Source organism: uncultured Sphingomonas sp. (genome assembly GCF_964244235.1).
Classification (GTDB): Bacteria; Pseudomonadota; Alphaproteobacteria; order Sphingomonadales; family Sphingomonadaceae; genus Sphingomonas.
The window spans coordinates 1-15648 of record NZ_CAXTII010000001.1 but is presented as its reverse complement, the minus strand read 5'-3'; the positions used below and the strand labels follow the sequence as shown (position 1 = coordinate 15648).

The window sequence follows — 15648 nt, the reverse complement described above, 5'->3', positions numbered from 1 at the left end:
TTTACCGCGCACCCATCGTGCTGCGCGCGATGCGGTGGACGAGGCCGGGCAGTCCGGGATAGCTCGCGCGGTGATAGGGCGACTGATCGTCCAGCGCTGCCGATATACGCCGATGCGCCTCGCCGAGCGAATGATAGGGCAGCCCCGGCAGCAGATGATGCAGCGCATGGTAACGAAGCCCGACCGGCGCCCACAAGGCGGGCAGCAGAGTCGGCGGCGGCACGTTGACCGTGTCCAGATACTGCGCGGTGACGGTCATCACCTCGCCCTCGTTCTCCCAGAGATGCGCGACCAGGGTGCGCACCTGGTTCAGGACCGCGACGCCGGACGCGACGCCCAGGACGACGACGAACGTCGCAAGCGGCATCGTCCCGGTCGCGACCAGAAGCACCAGCGCGATCGCCCAGATGCCGCATGCCGTTTCCAGCCGCAGCCACTGCCCGCGCGCCTCGCCTTCGGGCGCGCGACGGCGGAATGCGGGATTGATCGACAGGCTGGAATACCGCTCCACGACCAGCGTCCGCAGCGTCGGTGACAGGGCGGAGAGCGGCATCAGGACCGCATAGCGGACGATCAACGCGACCGGGGCAAGCGCAGATACCAGAATGAACACGGGCAACGTCCACGGCTTCATCAGCGCGAGCGGCAGATATTCGGGATCCTCGCTGGTGCCGTAGCGGGTGCGCGCGTGATGAAGGTTGTGCACGCCCTCATACATGAACGACGGGATCAGCATCGGCACGCCGACCAGCGCGTTCCAGCCTGCGCGAAAACCGGGTACCGCCGAATGCTTCATATGCGTCAGCTCGTGAATGAAGCTGAGCGCGCGGTACAAGGCCAGCACCGCGACGAGCCCGGCAACGACCGCCAGTCCGGTCGATGGTACGAAAATCGCCGCCGCCAGTGCGCCATAGCCGAGCGCGACGGACGCGATCAGGTCGGCCCAGTAGATGCGCGGCGACGGCAGGTTGAGTTCGCGCGTCAGATCGGCTGCGACGCGAAGCATCGCCTTGTCGTCGGCGATCCGGTGCGTCGGCACGCGCGCATCGTCCGTCGCTGCGGCGCGGGCATCGATACGGAGCGAGCTGGTCATGGCATCGGGCATTGGCGAAAGATAATGGCGGCAGCATGGCATTTACAGGCCGGCGATCGACCGCGGCGATGCACCCCGTCGACAATGCGACTTTTGCTCGCGCTGGTCCATCGTGCCGGCTACCATCGACCGCATACACGCGGGGGACAGCACACATGGCGACCAATCTGACGATCCGGCCGATCGAGACGAAGAAGGACCGCAAGGCGTTCGTCGACCTGCCATTTCGTCTCTACGCCGACGACCCGAACTGGGTGCCGCCGCTGAAGGGGGAGGCGCTTGGCCTCATCACCCCCGAGAAGAACGGCTGGTACAGCCACGCGAAGGTCCAGCTGTTCCTGGCCGAGGAAGCGGGCAAGGTCGTCGGGCGCATCTCCGCGCATATCGACACGCTGGCGCTGACCATGCCCGCGGGCCAGGGATTCGGTCCTGGCGTCGGCCAATGGGGGCTGATGGATGCCGAGCGCGAGGACGTGTTCGTCGCGCTGATGGCCGCTGCGGAAAGCTGGTTGCGTGCGGAAGGCATGACCCGGGCGCTCGGCCCGATCTCGCAATCGATCTGGGAGGAGCCGGGCCTGCTGGTCAGCGGCTTCGACCACCCGCCGACGATCTTGATGGGTCATGCGAAGCCCGAATATCGGGGCTGGATCGAGCGCGCCGGTTACGCCGTCGTCAAGGAACTGATGACCTACGATCTCGACATCCGGAAGGAATTCCCGCCGATCGTGAAGCGGATCATCAAGTCGGGCGAGAACAACCCCCGGATCGTCGTGCGCGAAGTGGACAAGCGCAGGTTCGAGGAAGAAGCCGCGATCATCCTCGCGATCCTGAACGATGCGTGGTCGGACAATTGGGGCTTCGTCCCCCTCACCCCGCCCGAGATCAAGGATGTCGGCGTCAAGCTGAAGCCGATCGTGTTCAACGACCTGATCCGCATCGCCGAACTGGACGGGCGGCCCGTCGCGTTCATGATCACGCTGCCCGACCTGAATGAGGCGATCAAACCGCTGAACGGCAATCTGTTGCCGTTTGGCTGGGCCAAGCTGCTTTGGTGGCTGCGCAAGCCAAAGGTCCGCACGATGCGGGTGCCGCTGATGGGCGTGGTGAAGGAGTTGCAATCGTCGCGCTTGGCGAGCCAGCTGGCCTTCATGATGATCAATATCATCAAGCGCGCCTGCGTCGAACATTATGGCGCGACGCGAAGCGAGATCGGCTGGATCCTGGAAGACAATCAGGGAATGCGATCGATCGCGGAGACGATCGGCAGCAGCGTCAACAAGGTGTATCTGGTATACGAACGAACGCTGTGAGATCTTGCTGACCAGCCGTGCGCCGTTGTCAGAACAGGATCGCCCCGCCGCTGATTACCCGCACATCGGGGGTGTCGCGGTTGAGGCCGAACGCACCGAGGAGGTCGATCTGGAACCGCTTCGTCGGACGCCAGGCGATCGACGACGCGGCGAGCAGATGCGTTTCATGTCCCGACGGATCGTTGTCGCGCTCGACCGACAATTCCTGGTATAGCGAGACGTCGTCGGTCAGCTTGTACCGCAGCCCGCCGATGCCGCTGTACGCCAGATGCCGGCCCGCGCCCGACTGGTTCGCGGCGGCGTCCGCCTCGGCGGTGAAATCGACCGCCAGCTTTTCGGTCAGGTTATATTGCACGGGGATGATCCCACCCGCGCTCCATGTGCCTGCTCCCACCGGGTAGCGGCCGGTCGGGACGGTCACGAACGCCTGGATACCCGCGGAGAAGGGCTTGCCTTTCTCGCCCGTCAGATGTTCGCGCACGGCAAAGCTGATATCGCCCGTACCATCGACCTGATCGATCTGCCCGGTCGTCTTGTCGCGCGTGCGATCGTGGCCGAACGCGGTCCAGCCGAATTGCACTTCGGTATCCTTGCCGACGCCGATCCGGGCAAGAAGGTCGGCAGCGACGATCCTGTCGTCGCGCTGGTCGCTACGGTCGTCGCGCTGCCAGTCGAGCGTGGAGAATTCGAAATGGACCTGCCCCGGCTCGGTCGTACAGCTCGACCCGCCGAGACTGGGCCGGGTCGGGCAGAAACGCGGTTCGTCCTGGGCCATCGCTGGCGTCGCCGCCGCCATCAGCAACACCCCGAAAAAAAGCGTCTTCATCGCAGCATCACCCAGGTTGGCGCATGATCGCTCGCCTTTTCGCGCCCACGATATTGCTTGTCGACACCCGCATCGATCAACCGATCCGCAACCGCCGGGCTGAGCAGCAAATGATCGATGCGAAACCCCGCGTCGCGTTGCCAGGCACCCGCCTGGTAATCCCAGAATGTCCATACGCCGCCCGCCGGATGCCGGGTGCGCAGCGCGTCGGTCCAGCCCTGCGCCAGCAGGCGGCGATACGCCTCGCGGCTTTCGGGCTGCATCAGCGCATCCTGCGCCATTGCCCGCACCGAATAGCTGTCGTCGTCATTGGCGATGACGTTGTAATCGCCCGCTAGCACCGCGGGCACCTCCTCGGCCAGCAACAGGCGCGCGCGTGCTGCCAGTCGGTCCATCCACCGGAGCTTGTAATCGAATTTCGGTCCCGGTTGCGGATTGCCGTTGGGCAGATACAATGCCGCGACGACGAGTCCGTCGACATCGCATTCGAGATAACGGCTATGTTCGTCCTCCGGCTCGCCGGCGAGCCCCCGTTGCCGCTGGGCAGGCTGTGCGCCCTTCGCGAGCACCGCAACGCCGTTCCATCCCTTCTGTCCGTGCCACACCGCGCCATATCCGGCCGCCTCGATATCGGCGATGGGGAAGGTCTCGTCGGATGCTTTCAATTCCTGCAGACAGACGATATCGGGCTGCGTCTCGGTCAGATATTCGACGAGCCGCGGCAACCGCGCCTTGATGCCGTTGACGTTGTACGTGACGATCTTCAACGTAAACGTCAGATCGCGAAGCTGGAGCCGCAGCCGCAGCCCGACGCGGCGTTCGGATTTTCCACCTTGAACGCCGCCCCGCCGAGCGATTCGACGTAATCGACGGCGCAACCGCGGACGAGATCGAGGCTGACGCTATCGACGACCAGCCGGACGCCGTTCGTCTCCGCCACCGCGTCGTCGGTCGCGATGCCGTCGGCAAACCCGAATTTGTACTGAAATCCCGAACAGCCGCCGCCATCGACCGACAGACGCAGGATCGCGGGTTTGCCCTGCTTGCCCGCGATCGTCGCCACACGCGCGGCGGCGGAAGGCGTCAGGATGATTTCGGGTGCAAGCGTTGCCATCTGCCGGAGATAGGACGCTGCCTCCCCAAGGGCAACCGGCTCAATCCTGCGGCGCAGGCCCGTCGCTCGACACGGGGATCGAATGGATGGCCCGGTCCTGTGCCGCGAGCAGATAGTCGGCGGTGGTCAGGAACGGCACCGGGTTGACGGCATGCCCGTCGATCCGGACTTCGTAATGGAGGTGCGATCCGGTCGAGCGACCCGTCGATCCCATCAATGCGATCAGTTCGCCGCGCTTCACATGCTGGTTCGCGGAGACGAGGATCCTGGACAAATGACCGTAGCGTGTGGCGATGCCCTTGCCATGATCGATCTCGACCATGTTGCCATAACCGCCCGTGCGTTCGGCATGATCGACCACGCCGTCCGCGGTCGCGTAGATCGGGGTACCTATGGGGCCCCGGATATCCACGCCGGCATGCATTGCCGCGGTGCCCCGGAACGGATCGGTGCGAATGCCGAAATTGCTGGTGAAGGCCAGATGCTCGACCGGCTGGGTCGACGGGATGGCAATCGTTCCCTGCTGCAGCGTGTCGAGCTTCTTCCAGGTCTGGAACAAGGTGCGGAACTGCTGGTCGGCGCGCAGGTCCGCGGCGGCCTCCGGACTGTTCGCCGCGATCAACGGTCCGCCCATGGCTTGCGACTTGCCGCGCGCGAGGATGCGCTCGGGTTTCAGGCCGAGCTTGCGTACCGTGGCGGCGGTCTGCGCATATCGTTGCTCCAATACATGCCGCGCCTGCCCCGCCAACGCGACCTGACGCGATTCGACCTTCGTCATCGGCGCAACGACATCCTTCGCCAGCCGGTCGGTCTGCGGATCGACCGACAGTGTCGCGAGCGCGAACGTCTGCGCATCGCCCTTGCCGGTCAGCGCGGCGGCGATCAGCGCCTGGCGCTGTTCCATCCGCGCGGCATGGACCACGGCGAATTTGCGGATCGTCGTGACGCGCGCCTGCATGGCGTCGATTTGCCGTTCCATTTGGGTGATCTGCACGGCAGCGTTGGCCGGCGCGACGACCCCCACCGCCGCGGCGGCATGATAGGCGGCCTCCGCCGCGCCATACCCCGAAAAACCGAAGGCGACGACGCCCAATGCGGCGATCCCGACCTGGGTCCGGCCCGCGATGCTGAAGCGGCGCAGGGCACGGCCATCATGGAACAGAACATCGCGGGTAGTGAAAAGCGCCCGGCCACGTGACAAGACTGCACCGGCGGTATCGGAAATCTTGGCCATCGGACCCCAAAAGATGCGCCTTCAGCCCATACGGGACCCCGGCCTCGTTGCCGCGCCGGATACACACCCCGACCCGCCCCTGACCTCTCGATGTCTGGCCGACGTTGTCCGACCGGCGCAATAGCTGCTCGGCCGCCGCGCGTCAGACCGGCATCGGCCTGCGCCGAGCCGTTGAAGATCGCGCCGATCGTCGACCGAACGGGTCGATATCGGGATCCCGCGCGCCGGACCCGTCGGATTACAACGCCTTCACCGCCTCCAGCACCGCCGCGGCATGGCCCGGGACGCGAACCTTGCGCCACGTCCTAGCCAGTTTACCATCCGCATCGAACAGGAACGTCGCGCGCTCGATCCCGAAATAGGTGCGGCCATACATCGATTTTTCGCCCCAGACGCCGAACGCGTCGCAGACCGATCCGTCCGTATCGCTGCCCAATGTCACGCCAAGCGCGTATTTGGCGGCGAACTTGCCGTGGCTTTCGGGCGAGTCCTTCGAAATGCCCATCAGGCCCGCCCCCGCCGCAGCGAAATCCTCGCTCAAAGCAGTGAAGTCCTGCGCCTCTCGCGTGCAGCCCGATGTATCGTCCCTGGGATAGAAATATACGATCGTCGGCGTCGGCAGGTCGCGGAGACGGACCGGCGTGCCGTCCATGCCTGCCACCGTCACGTCAGGCATCATTGCGCCTTCATCCATCGTTCGTCCCCGTCAAGTTTTGCCAGATCGCGCGGACGCTTTGCTGCGTCGTGGTCAGCGTTGCAACCACCGCCGCCCAATCGTCCAGCCCGAGCGTGCGCGCGATCAACGCGCGCGTCGGCGCTGCGGGGTCGCGGCCGTCGGGTGCGACGAGCCGCAGCGTGACCAGCGCGCGCGTCAGGACGTCGTTCGCCGCCCGCATCGCCGGCGGCAGATGTCCGGCGGCGACCAGGAGATCGATCGCGCTTCCCAGCCGCGGATCGAACCCCGTCCGATGGACCAATTGCGCGATCTGCACGGCGAACTCCAGATCGACGAGCCCCCCTGGCGACAGTTTCACGTCGAGCGGCCCGGCAGGCGGCTTGTGCGCCGCCATGTCGCCACGCATTGCTATCGCTGCCGCGACGATATCGCGGTCCGGCCGTGCACCTTTCAGCACGTCGCGCAGTATCGTCGCCACCGCCGCGCGCGTCGGCGCCGATCCGAAGATCGGCCGCGCGCGCGTCAGTGCCATATGTTCCCAGACCCATGCGTCCTCCCGCTGGTAACGGGCGAACGAATCGACCGTGACGACCAGCGGCCCCTGGGTACCGGACGGCCGCAACCGGGTATCGACCGCATAGAGCGGCCCCGCGGCGGTCGCGACCGACAGCGCCGCGGTCATTCTGGCGGCTAGCCGATTGTAATATAGCGTCGCGCCCAACGGCCGCGCGCCATCTGACGCGGCAGAGAAATCGCCGGTGAACAGATAGATCAGATCCAGGTCCGAGGCGTCGGTCAGCTGTCCGCCGCCGAGTCGCCCCAGCGCAAGGATCGCAAACTCGCTGCCCGGCACGCGGCCGTGCGTGGCGACGAATTCCTCGACCGTTGCGGCCCCGATCACCGCAATCGCCGCCTCCGCCACGCGGGCATAGCCTTCGGACACGATCAACGGATCGGCGGTTCCGGCGACGATCTGGACGCCGAGCGCGAACTTCTTTTCGCCCACCACCCGCCGGACATGATCGAGCCGCCGCTCATATCCGGCCGCGTCTCCGCCGCGCATCTCCGCCGCCAGCGTATCGACATCGCCGACGTCGTCGAATGCGGTCGCATCGATCAACCCGTCGAGCAACGCCGGCTGCCGCCCCAAAGCCTCCGCCAACGGCGCGGCATGGCTGAGGATCAGCGTCAGCAGAGTCGCCAGCGCTGGCCGCGCATCCAGCAGGCGGAACAGATTGATCGCGCTCGGCAGGTGTTCGAGCAAGGCGTCGAACCGGAGCAAGGCCGCCTGTGGATCGGGCGCGCCGCCGATCGCCGGGACGAGCGTCGGCAGTACCGCCTCCAGCGCCTCGCGCGCCGCGGGGCTGCGCAGCGCGGGGTAGGTGGCTGCCCGCCACGCCTCCAGTCTGGCCCTGGCCGCCGCCGGGTCCGGAAAGCCCGCGATCGTCAGATCTTCTTCCAGTGCCACCGGATCGTGAACGAGCATCCGCGGCGAGCCATCGTCGAGTACGTCGTAGATCGTCCCGACCGCGGCCACCCGAGGCGCGAGCAGCGCGATCAGCGCATCCCCCTCCTTCAGCCCGTGCAACCGCGCCACACCGTCCAGCGCTTCACCCGCGGGCAAGACATGGGTCTGGCGATCGTCGATCATCTGCACACGGTGTTCGATCGTGCGAAGCAGCGTGTAGCCATCGGTCAGCGCCGCCGCCTCGTCCGCGCCGATCCACCCCGCCGCCGCCAATGCCGCCAGCGCATCCCGCGTCGCGGGCGCGCGAAGCGACGGATCGCGGCCGCCGTGAATCAGCTGATGGATCTGCGCATAGAATTCCGCCTCGCGGATACCGCCGCGCCCTCGCTTCAGATCGTAGCCGGACCCGAGTCGCTGGCCCTGCGCGTGATGATCGCGGATCAGTCGCGACATCCCGCGCAGTTCGCGCACCGCACCGAAATCCAGTGCGCGGCGCCATACGAAGGGACGGATCGCGTCCAGGAACCGCGTACCGAGCGCGATGTCTCCCGCCGCCGCTCGTGCGCGGATGAACGCCGCGCGCTCCCAGGGCAGCGCCTGCGATTCGTAATATCCAATTGCGGCATCGACGGGCAGCGCGATCGGCGTCGCTTCGGGGGAGGGCCGCAGGCGAAGATCGACGCGAAGGACATAGCCATCGCCGTCGCGGGCCTGAAGCAGTTCCACCGCGCGCCGCGCGATCCGGACGGCGGCATCCTCGGGCACCTCGCGCGGGCGACAGGGCAGCGTGGCGGGATCGAAGATCAGTATCGGGTCGATATCCGAAGAATAATTGAGTTCGCGACTGCCCTGTTTGCCGAGCGCGATGCCGGCAAACCCGCGGACCGGTGCGTCGGGAGTGCGTTCGGCGATAGCGGCACGGATCGCGGTATCGAGCGCCCGATCGGCGAAGTCGCTGAGCGCATGGGTTACCGCGGTCAGATCGAGAATGCCGGCGAGGTCGCCGATCGCGACCGACAGCGCCAGCGCCCGTCGATCGAGCCGAAGCCTTTGCGCGGTCGGCATGTCCGGCCTCGAGGAAGACGCGGTCAGGTCCAGCCGTCCATCGGCCAAGGCTTCGGTGATCGCCGGTTCGCGTTCAAGCAGCAGACGCAGGAACGGCGACCATGATATCGCCCGCGTAACCGCATCGCGGAGGTTCGTTCGGGAGGAAAACGCTTGCATGGAATTTGCGCATTCCTGCGGTAAATAAAGGCGCAACGTTTGACGGGCCCGGACGTTTTAAAGCTCTATGGCAAGTTTGGTAGCCTTTCCGCAAACGCACAGCCGGGGCAGCTATGTCGTCGCAGGTCCGGTGCGCACCGGCGCGATCGGCGACATCCTTCGCGCTTCGTTCACGCCGGGCAAGTTTGCCCAGGACGAAATCGACCGTCTGTTGACGCAACTTGATAAGCCTGACGGACTATCGTGACAATTACCGGCCGCGGCTGAGGCCGTCGACTTCTGCCATGATCGTATCGAGCGCGGTTTTGGTCGAGTCGACCTCGAACGATCCCCGTGACGGCAATGTGCCCCCCGCCATCAGTGCCTCCAGTGCGACACGACCGCGCGCGACCCGGCTTTTGATCGTGCCGACCGCGACATTGCAGATGTCTGCCGCCTCCTCATAGGCGAATCCGCCCGCGCCGACCAGGATCAGCGCTTCGCGTTGTGGCTGGGGCAGATGAAGCAATGCGCGTTGCATGTCGCCCAGTTCCACATGGCGATCCTGGCTCGCCGGCGCCGCCAGGATCCGGTCAGCGACCAGATCGTCCCACTCGCCCTTGAAGCGCGCGCGTCGCATTTGCGACAGATACAGATTGCGCAGGATGATGAACGTCCACGCCCGCATGTTGGTGCCCGCCTGGAAACGCTTGCGCGCGGCCCACGCCTTCAGCAATGTCTCCTGGACGAGATCGTCTGCCAGATCGCGGCTGCCCGACAGCGAGCGACCGAACGCGCGCAGATGCGGGATCACCTGCCCCAATTGCACTTTAAATTCGGGATCGGACAACGAAACATGTTCGACGACGACCGGTTCGCCTTCGTCATCGTCCTCGTCGCAGACATCGCGCGGCGCGGTTGGCGTCATTGGAATTTCTCACCCCGATCGGCGGGCAGACGGCCCCGACCCATCCAACATAGGAACCCGATACGCCGATTGCCAGCGTTCACCCTGCCCCGTCCTCAGCGGAAGAACAGGATCGCGAAGATGACAATGAGCAGCACCAGCGATATACCGAGAACATAGCGCACGCGGCCGGTCGTCTCACCTGCGCGGGCATCCACGGCGTCCAATTCGGTTGGTTTATCCGGATCGTTCATGATTTCCAAACCTCCCAAAACCGTTTTGGGTCCGTAACCTTTCGATAAATACCAAGGCCAAGGCTCAGGCCACCGGCACCGTGTTCTGATCGAAGAACAGCGCCTGGCTGATCGCCGCCTTCACCGTCGATCGCTGGAACGGCTTGGTGATGAGGAATGTCGGCTCCGGTCGCTCGCCCGTCAGCAGCCGTTCGGGGAAGGCGGTGATGAAAATCACGGGGACATCGAATTCGGCGAGGATGTCCTTCACCGCATCGATCCCCGAACTGTCGTCCGCGAGCTGGATGTCAGCCAGCACCAAACCCGGTCGATCCTCCATCGCCAAACCGACCGCTTCGTCGCGCGTCACCGCGACACCGGTCACGTCGTGACCGAGGTCGCGGACGATCGTTTCGATGTCCATCGCGATCAGCGGTTCATCCTCGATGATCAGCACGCGGGCATGCGTCTGCTGCTCGATCTCCGCCATCGCTTCCGCAACCAGTTCGTCGACTTCGCCGGCGTCGACCTCGATCAAGAAGGCGGCGTCCTCCTGGGTGAATCCTTCCATCGCCGTCAGCAGCAAAGCCTGACGCGACAACGGCGTCATCCGTGCGAGGCGCGCGCGCGCCGTCGCCTCGTGCCGTTCGGCCAACACGTCGGTCCGTTCGGCATCTTCGTCGAAATTCGTCGAATTCCATATGCCCTGGAACATCCGGTAAAGCCCCAGCCGGGGATCGACATCGCGCGGGAATTGGTCGGGGGCTGCGACGATCGCCTCCAGCGTAGCGCGGACATATTGGTCGCCATGCGTCTGGCTACCGGTCAAGGCGCGGCCATAGCGGCGCAGGAAGGGAAGATGCGGGGCAAGCTGCTGACCGAGCGACATGGGGGTGGGATACTCCTGATCTGAAGACGCTCAATGTGCCGAGCACCGCATGGTTGCAACCCGAACATGGGCAAAGGCCCAATCCCGGGACACGAAACATGCGGGGTTTTCGCGCCTGACGCGGAACCAACGAGCGTATATTTGGTTTCGTTCACAGGAATATGCCTGTCGCAGGTGTTGCCGATACGATAGGGGTTAATGCGTCGCCTCTCTGAGGCCGACAGGGGGATATTTTTGATTTGGGCCAGGACACGCCGAAGCGATCGAGCAAGGACGACAGCAAGACCCGTATGCAGGGCAAGGATCGCGATATGGGATCGGCGCTTCGTTCCGTATATCTGAAGACGGTCGAAGAGTCGGTGCCGGCTGAGATGCTCGATCTTCTCGGCAAGTTAGACTGACGACCGGGCCGGATGGCCATGCCATGATGCCAGATCCTGTGGTTGCGACGGGCAGGGCGACCGAACAACGTGTAACGCGAGAGGATGATCGGCCGGTAGGCCGACTCCATTGCCGATTGGCGCAGATGCCAACGGGCGCAAAGCTTTTCCTGATCCTGAGCGGCGCATTGTTGCCGCTAGCGGTAATCGCAGTCTTCGCAACGCTGCAAATGACCCGGATCACCGTCGAGGATGTCCGGTCGCGATTGCGCGTCACCGCCAACGAAAGCGCGCACGCGCTCGCGATCGAACTGGCGGGCGACATGACGGCGTTGCGCGTTGCTGTCCGGGCTTTGGGAACCGATCCGGCCGATGCGCCCAGTTGCGCACGTGCGCAGGGAGTGTTCGCACAACAGGCCAATTCCGGGACCCGTTTTGCTATCCTCGATCCGCACGGGACGCTGATCTGCGGCGATCCGATCGCGCGAGCGGCCAATCCGGGTAAAACCGACCGCGGAATAGCTGCGGCGATCCTGCCGGATCGCGGGCTCGTCCTGTCCATCACCGGTCCCCGCGGTGGCAATACGGCGCGGGCCTTTTTCCCCGCTTCGTTCCTGTCGATGGTTGCCGCGCCCACGACCCGCGCCACGGCGTATGGCAGCGTGCTGACGGACGACCGCGACGACCAACTGGTGCTCCAAGCGATTCCCGGCGAACAGTCATTCGACCGGCTGGAAACCTCGCACATCGACCTGGGTGTCGCCGGTCTGGCACTGCGAACCACGACGCGCAGCGCGCCGATCACGTCGTCGTTCGTCGTCGCTCTGCTGTTGCCGCTACTTATGTGGGCGGCCGCGGCCGGCATCGGCTGGTTCGTCGTGGATCATCTGCTCATCCGGCCGCTGCGAAGACTGCGCGCCGCGGTTGCTGCGTTCACGCCCGGGGAGATCATCGATCCCGTCGCGATAACGTCGCTCCCGGCGCAGGAAATCCGCGAGTTGGGCGATACGTTCCGCGCGATCAGCCGGACGGTGGCGCTTCACGAGGCGGGGCTGGCGGAGGGGCTGGTCCGCCAGACCAAATTGACACGCGAAGTGCATCACCGTGTGAAGAACAATCTCCAGGTCATCTCGAGCCTGATCAATTTCCATGCGCGCGGTGCACGGAGCGCGGACGCGACCGCGGCTTATGCCTCGATCCAGCGACGGGTCGACGCGCTGGCGGTCGTACACCGCAATCATTTTGCCGAGATGGAGGAAAATCGCGGGCTGAACCTGCGCGGGGTCATAGGGGAACTGGCCGCCAATATCCGCGCGACGGCTGCGGATATCAGTATGAGCATGCGGATTACGCTGGATGTCGATCCCTATCTGGTCACCCAGGATGTCGCGGTGGCGCTCGCTTTCCTGATTACCGAATCGATCGAGCTTGCGACGAGCTGCGATCCGTCCGCGCACATCCGCGTCGCGGTCACGCCAAGTGATGCCGACGCGACGAAGGCGGTGCTCCGCGTCGTTTCGCGCGCGCTGGTCGACGGCGACCTGCTGCGCGAACTCGTGAAGTCCCGCTATGGCCGCGTCATGGAGGGCCTGTCCCGGCAGCTCCGCGCGCCCTTGCACCATGATCCGTTGGTGGGAGCGTACGAGATTCCGTTTGCGGTCCAGGGACGTGATTAGAACGGTCAGGGGAAAAACCAGACCGACCGCGGAACCAACCTTGCCGATCGCCGTTTGAACATTCGGATAGCGACCTTATGCCCCCCCGCTCTCGCTATCCGCGAATAGGCCCGGAAGCGTCCACCCTCCCCCCCCGGTGATGCTTTCGGGTCTTATTGTTTTCTGCAGACGGCCAGCAATTGGATCGATCACCGTGCGGATCGATCACCGTGCGGATCGATGGATCAGTCGTCGATTGCGGCCACTGCGGCCACCGGCTCACGTGCCCGCCGACGTTCGGTTATCCAGATGCCGACCAGTGCCGCCTCGTACAAAAGCACGAGGGGGATCGCGAGCAGGAGTTGCGAACCGACATCCGGCGGCGTGAGAACGGCAGATACCGCGAAGGCTGCCACGATCGCATATCGACGCGCGCCGACCAGTTGCTTGCGGGTGACAATCCCGGCGCGCTCGAGCAGCATCAGCAGGATGGGCAACAGGAAAGCGAGCCCGAAGCCGAACAGCAAATGCATGATGAAGGAGAGATATTCGGCGACATCGGGCAACGCCTGTCGCCTCACGCCTCCGATGTTGCCGGAATATCCCAGAAAGAAATGCAACGCGATCGGTACCGCGACGAAATACGCCAGCGCAGCCCCGCCCAGGAACAGCACGGGGGTCGCGGCCAGGAAAGGCAGCACTGCGCGCTTTTCCTTTTTATAGAGACCGGGGGCGACGAACCGCCAGAGCTGGTTCGCGATCACCGGGAAACTGAGCATCATCGACGCGAAGAAAGCGAGCTTCACCTCGGTGAAGAACCCGCCATATACGGTCGTGAAGATGACCTCCTTCTGACCCGCCGCGCGCAAGGGTGCCAACAGGAAGGCGAACACCGGTTCGACGAAATACATCGCGACCGCGAAGCAGAGCACCAGCGCAGCGATACAGTATAGGAGACGGCGGCGCAGTTCGATCAGATGATCGAGCAACGGCGCACGACTGTCGTCGATCTCGCTCACGACGGTGCGCCGTCCTTCGGTGGCCGGGAATCATCGGCAACAGGGGCCGGCGCGACGACGGGCCGTTCGACGTGGACCGGCACGCCGACGCCATCGGCGGGGCCATCACCGGCGGGGCCGGCATCGACGGGACCGCCATCGGCAGGGGGTAGCGCCTTCATTTCCGCGCCGTCGTGCGTGACCGGCGTGGCGGCGTCGGAATGTTCGATCGCGGGCTGACCGACCGCCGGCTGCGGATGCTCGCGCATGATGCGCTCGTTTTCCGTCGCCCAGCGCTTTTCCATTTCCTCCAGTTCCGCCTCGCGCACCATCTCGTCGAAGCCCGATCGGAATTGCCGCGCGACGCCGCGCGCCTTGCCCACCCAATAGCCAACGATCCGCATTGCCTTCGGCAAGTCCTTCGGGCCGATCACGATCAGCGCGACGAACGCCACGAGCAGGAACTCGGAGGGCGCGATATCGAACACGGTGCGTCCCTTAGCGGACGGAGAACGGGATGACGGTGAGGATCAGCGGATCAGGTCCGTTCAGCGATCGTCGCGGACGCGGTTGCCATCGCGGTCGAACGCCGGATCGGCGGATTTCTGTGCGTCGATCCGCGGTGCCGGCTTCGCCGGGTCCTCGTCATGTTCCGCCATGCCCTTCTTGAAATTCTTCACGCCCTTGGCGACGTCGCCCATCAAGTTCGAAAAGCGACCCCCGCCAAGCAGGAGGATCGCAACAACGGCGAGAACAAGCAGATGAATCGGGCTAAAACTGCCCATGGCAAGTCTCCTGGAAATCATCCTGTACGTAGGCTTCAAAATGTATCACCGCAATGGTCCCGGTCGAATGGGCGCACCCGCGACCGTGGCGAGGATCGGCGCGTCACGGACCGCTTTACCTAACCCCCCGTTAAACATTCGGTCCTAGCAACGAGGATCAACGACCTAGCGCGATGGAGCCGTCCCTTTGCCAACCACCGATCTGTCCGTCCCGGGGTCGATCGCCGCCGCGATCGACCTTCCCAGCCGGCTCAAGGCATTCGATTTCGACGGCTCGCTGGCCGGCACGGCACGCATAGCGTGGGAAGTCATCGCCCCCGAAATCACCGAGGTCTCCGAAGCCTATCGGACGCAGTGGTTGCGCTATTTTGCGGACGAGCGCGTTTGGGCACCCCAGGATACCGCCCGCATGATCGAACTGGGCTGCGTGTTCCTGCGCAACCGCTTCCTCGATACCGCCGGCCGCCCCTGGATCGAAGCGATCGAACGATCGGTCGACGCCGCCTATCGGGCGGACGTCTCGCCGCTGGCGCTGCTGTCGATGATCAGCGCCAGCGACCGTGCCGCGCTCGACGTGCTGATCCGTCGGCTGGAACGAGCAGATCCGCGACTGCCGATGCTGATCGATACGCTGATGCGCCTGTCCGCGCTCGAGGGTGAGATCACCGTCGCCATCTACCAGCGTCACCGCGAGCTTTCCGCCCACGGCGCGCGGGACCGGTTGGCGAGCGAGTTCCGGACCGGGATCGCCGCTTTGGTCGAGGATGCGACCGAGGAAGGCCATGCCCTGCGCGCGCAGACGGTGCGCAGTTCGGCCTCCGCCCGCGGTGTGCTCGGCAAGGCGAGCGAGGTCGCCGCCGCGGCCGAGCAATCCGCG

17 protein-coding genes and 1 pseudogene are annotated in these 15648 nt (G+C 65.0%); 5 read left to right on the top strand and 13 right to left on the bottom strand.

The annotated features are described in order from the left end of the window. Position 1: 1 nt before the first annotated feature. Positions 2 to 1093 (bottom strand): fatty acid desaturase family protein, encoded by a 1092-nt coding sequence (locus tag ACFE7D_RS00090; protein ID WP_375393394.1) that lies wholly within the window; start codon positions 1091 to 1093, stop codon positions 2 to 4. 155 nt (positions 1094 to 1248) lie between these two features. Between ACFE7D_RS00090 and ACFE7D_RS00085 the strand changes: the two genes are divergently transcribed. Continuing rightward, complete coding sequence (locus tag ACFE7D_RS00085; RefSeq protein ID WP_375393393.1) at positions 1249 to 2403, top strand: N-acetyltransferase; 1155 nt, start codon at positions 1249 to 1251, stop codon at positions 2401 to 2403. Between the two features lie 28 nt (positions 2404 to 2431). On the opposite strand, the gene ACFE7D_RS00080 is transcribed toward ACFE7D_RS00085, so the two are convergent. The 6 genes from ACFE7D_RS00080 to ACFE7D_RS00055 all read right to left on the bottom strand — a co-directional run bounded on the left by ACFE7D_RS00080 (position 2432) and on the right by ACFE7D_RS00055 (position 8981). Then, positions 2432 to 3229, bottom strand: a complete 798-nt coding sequence (locus ACFE7D_RS00080) for a transporter (protein WP_375393392.1) — start codon at positions 3227 to 3229, stop codon at positions 2432 to 2434. Next, positions 3226 to 3996 carry an exodeoxyribonuclease III gene (gene xth / locus ACFE7D_RS00075; RefSeq protein WP_375393391.1) on the bottom strand — a complete coding sequence of 257 codons (771 nt, stop codon included), beginning with the start codon at positions 3994 to 3996 and terminating at the stop codon, positions 3226 to 3228. The genes ACFE7D_RS00080 and xth overlap by 4 nt, the downstream gene beginning before the upstream one ends. 8 nt (positions 3997 to 4004) lie before the next feature. Further along, a complete protein-coding gene (gene erpA, locus ACFE7D_RS00070; protein ID WP_174285983.1) occupies positions 4005 to 4343 on the bottom strand; it encodes an iron-sulfur cluster insertion protein ErpA in 339 nt (112 codons plus the stop codon). Positions 4344 to 4383: 40 nt separating this feature from the next. Continuing rightward, on the bottom strand, positions 4384 to 5577 hold the full coding sequence (locus ACFE7D_RS00065) for a M23 family metallopeptidase (RefSeq protein WP_375393390.1): 1194 nt from the start codon (positions 5575 to 5577) through the stop codon (positions 4384 to 4386). A 238-nt stretch (positions 5578 to 5815) separates the two neighbouring features. Beyond that, positions 5816 to 6271 carry a peroxiredoxin gene (locus ACFE7D_RS00060; RefSeq protein ID WP_375393389.1) on the bottom strand — a complete coding sequence of 152 codons (456 nt, stop codon included), beginning with the start codon at positions 6269 to 6271 and terminating at the stop codon, positions 5816 to 5818. Continuing rightward, positions 6264 to 8981: a bifunctional [glutamine synthetase] adenylyltransferase/[glutamine synthetase]-adenylyl-L-tyrosine phosphorylase gene (locus ACFE7D_RS00055; RefSeq protein ID WP_375393388.1), complete on the bottom strand. Its 2718-nt coding sequence runs from the start codon at positions 8979 to 8981 to the stop codon at positions 6264 to 6266. Before ACFE7D_RS00055 ends, ACFE7D_RS00060 begins: the two co-directional genes overlap by 8 nt. 31 nt (positions 8982 to 9012) lie before the next feature. Here ACFE7D_RS00055 and ACFE7D_RS00050 point away from each other — a divergent pair, with 31 nt between their 5' ends. Continuing rightward, positions 9013 to 9192 carry a hypothetical protein gene (locus tag ACFE7D_RS00050; protein WP_375393387.1) on the top strand — a complete coding sequence of 60 codons (180 nt, stop codon included), beginning with the start codon at positions 9013 to 9015 and terminating at the stop codon, positions 9190 to 9192. A 3-nt stretch (positions 9193 to 9195) separates the two neighbouring features. On the opposite strand, the gene ACFE7D_RS00045 is transcribed toward ACFE7D_RS00050, so the two are convergent. The 3 genes from ACFE7D_RS00045 to ACFE7D_RS00035 form a co-directional block, all read right to left on the bottom strand. Further along, positions 9196 to 9852 carry a sigma-70 family RNA polymerase sigma factor gene (locus ACFE7D_RS00045; RefSeq protein WP_375393386.1) on the bottom strand — a complete coding sequence of 219 codons (657 nt, stop codon included), beginning with the start codon at positions 9850 to 9852 and terminating at the stop codon, positions 9196 to 9198. A gap of 95 nt (positions 9853 to 9947) precedes the next feature. Continuing rightward, the gene (locus ACFE7D_RS00040) at positions 9948 to 10085 is read right to left on the bottom strand and encodes a hypothetical protein (protein ID WP_375393385.1); all 138 of its coding nucleotides are present in this window, start codon (positions 10083 to 10085) and stop codon (positions 9948 to 9950) included. Positions 10086 to 10149: 64 nt separating this feature from the next. Then, entirely contained in the window at positions 10150 to 10953 is an 804-nt protein-coding gene (locus tag ACFE7D_RS00035; RefSeq protein WP_375393384.1) for a response regulator, read from the bottom strand. Positions 10954 to 11192: 239 nt separating this feature from the next. Between ACFE7D_RS00035 and ACFE7D_RS00030 the strand changes: the two genes are divergently transcribed. After that, positions 11193 to 11354, top strand: a complete 162-nt coding sequence (locus ACFE7D_RS00030; RefSeq protein WP_375393383.1) for a hypothetical protein — start codon at positions 11193 to 11195, stop codon at positions 11352 to 11354. Positions 11355 to 11479: 125 nt separating this feature from the next. After that, a complete protein-coding gene (locus ACFE7D_RS00025) occupies positions 11480 to 13009 on the top strand; it encodes a sensor histidine kinase (protein ID WP_375393382.1) in 1530 nt (509 codons plus the stop codon). Between the two features lie 224 nt (positions 13010 to 13233). Here ACFE7D_RS00025 and tatC read toward each other — a convergent pair whose 3' ends face one another. Genes tatC through ACFE7D_RS00010 form a run of 3 tightly spaced genes read right to left on the bottom strand, consistent with a single transcriptional unit; the run spans position 13234 to position 14771 of the window. After that, positions 13234 to 14007 carry a twin-arginine translocase subunit TatC gene (tatC, locus tag ACFE7D_RS00020; RefSeq protein WP_375393381.1) on the bottom strand — a complete coding sequence of 258 codons (774 nt, stop codon included), beginning with the start codon at positions 14005 to 14007 and terminating at the stop codon, positions 13234 to 13236. Further along, on the bottom strand, positions 14004 to 14474 hold the full coding sequence (gene tatB, locus ACFE7D_RS00015) for a Sec-independent protein translocase protein TatB (RefSeq protein WP_375393380.1): 471 nt from the start codon (positions 14472 to 14474) through the stop codon (positions 14004 to 14006). Before tatB ends, tatC begins: the two co-directional genes overlap by 4 nt. A gap of 60 nt (positions 14475 to 14534) precedes the next feature. Further along, positions 14535 to 14771, bottom strand: coding sequence for a Sec-independent protein translocase subunit TatA (locus ACFE7D_RS00010; protein ID WP_174285995.1), 237 nt, complete (start codon positions 14769 to 14771; stop codon positions 14535 to 14537). A gap of 187 nt (positions 14772 to 14958) precedes the next feature. Between ACFE7D_RS00010 and ACFE7D_RS00005 the strand changes: the two are divergent. Continuing rightward, positions 14959 to 15648 (top strand): annotated as a pseudogene (locus tag ACFE7D_RS00005) (chemotaxis protein); the annotation flags it as partial.

What these genes read in the sequence shown, in the direction of transcription:
- ACFE7D_RS00090 (WP_375393394.1), bottom strand. Translation starts at nt 1,093, where the DNA reads ATGACCAGCTCGCTCCGTATCGATGCCCGCGCCGCAGCGACGGACGAT.
- ACFE7D_RS00085 (WP_375393393.1), top strand. Translation starts at nt 1,249, where the DNA reads ATGGCGACCAATCTGACGATCCGGCCGATCGAGACGAAGAAGGACCGC.
- ACFE7D_RS00080 (WP_375393392.1), bottom strand. Translation starts at nt 3,229, where the DNA reads ATGAAGACGCTTTTTTTCGGGGTGTTGCTGATGGCGGCGGCGACGCCA.
- erpA (WP_174285983.1), bottom strand. Translation starts at nt 4,343, where the DNA reads ATGGCAACGCTTGCACCCGAAATCATCCTGACGCCTTCCGCCGCCGCG.
- ACFE7D_RS00065 (WP_375393390.1), bottom strand. Translation starts at nt 5,577, where the DNA reads ATGGCCAAGATTTCCGATACCGCCGGTGCAGTCTTGTCACGTGGCCGG.
- ACFE7D_RS00060 (WP_375393389.1), bottom strand. Translation starts at nt 6,271, where the DNA reads ATGGATGAAGGCGCAATGATGCCTGACGTGACGGTGGCAGGCATGGAC.
- ACFE7D_RS00050 (WP_375393387.1), top strand. Translation starts at nt 9,013, where the DNA reads ATGGCAAGTTTGGTAGCCTTTCCGCAAACGCACAGCCGGGGCAGCTAT.
- ACFE7D_RS00045 (WP_375393386.1), bottom strand. Translation starts at nt 9,852, where the DNA reads ATGACGCCAACCGCGCCGCGCGATGTCTGCGACGAGGACGATGACGAA.
- ACFE7D_RS00040 (WP_375393385.1), bottom strand. Translation starts at nt 10,085, where the DNA reads ATGAACGATCCGGATAAACCAACCGAATTGGACGCCGTGGATGCCCGC.
- ACFE7D_RS00035 (WP_375393384.1), bottom strand. Translation starts at nt 10,953, where the DNA reads ATGTCGCTCGGTCAGCAGCTTGCCCCGCATCTTCCCTTCCTGCGCCGC.
- ACFE7D_RS00025 (WP_375393382.1), top strand. Translation starts at nt 11,480, where the DNA reads ATGCCAACGGGCGCAAAGCTTTTCCTGATCCTGAGCGGCGCATTGTTG.
- ACFE7D_RS00010 (WP_174285995.1), bottom strand. Translation starts at nt 14,771, where the DNA reads ATGGGCAGTTTTAGCCCGATTCATCTGCTTGTTCTCGCCGTTGTTGCG.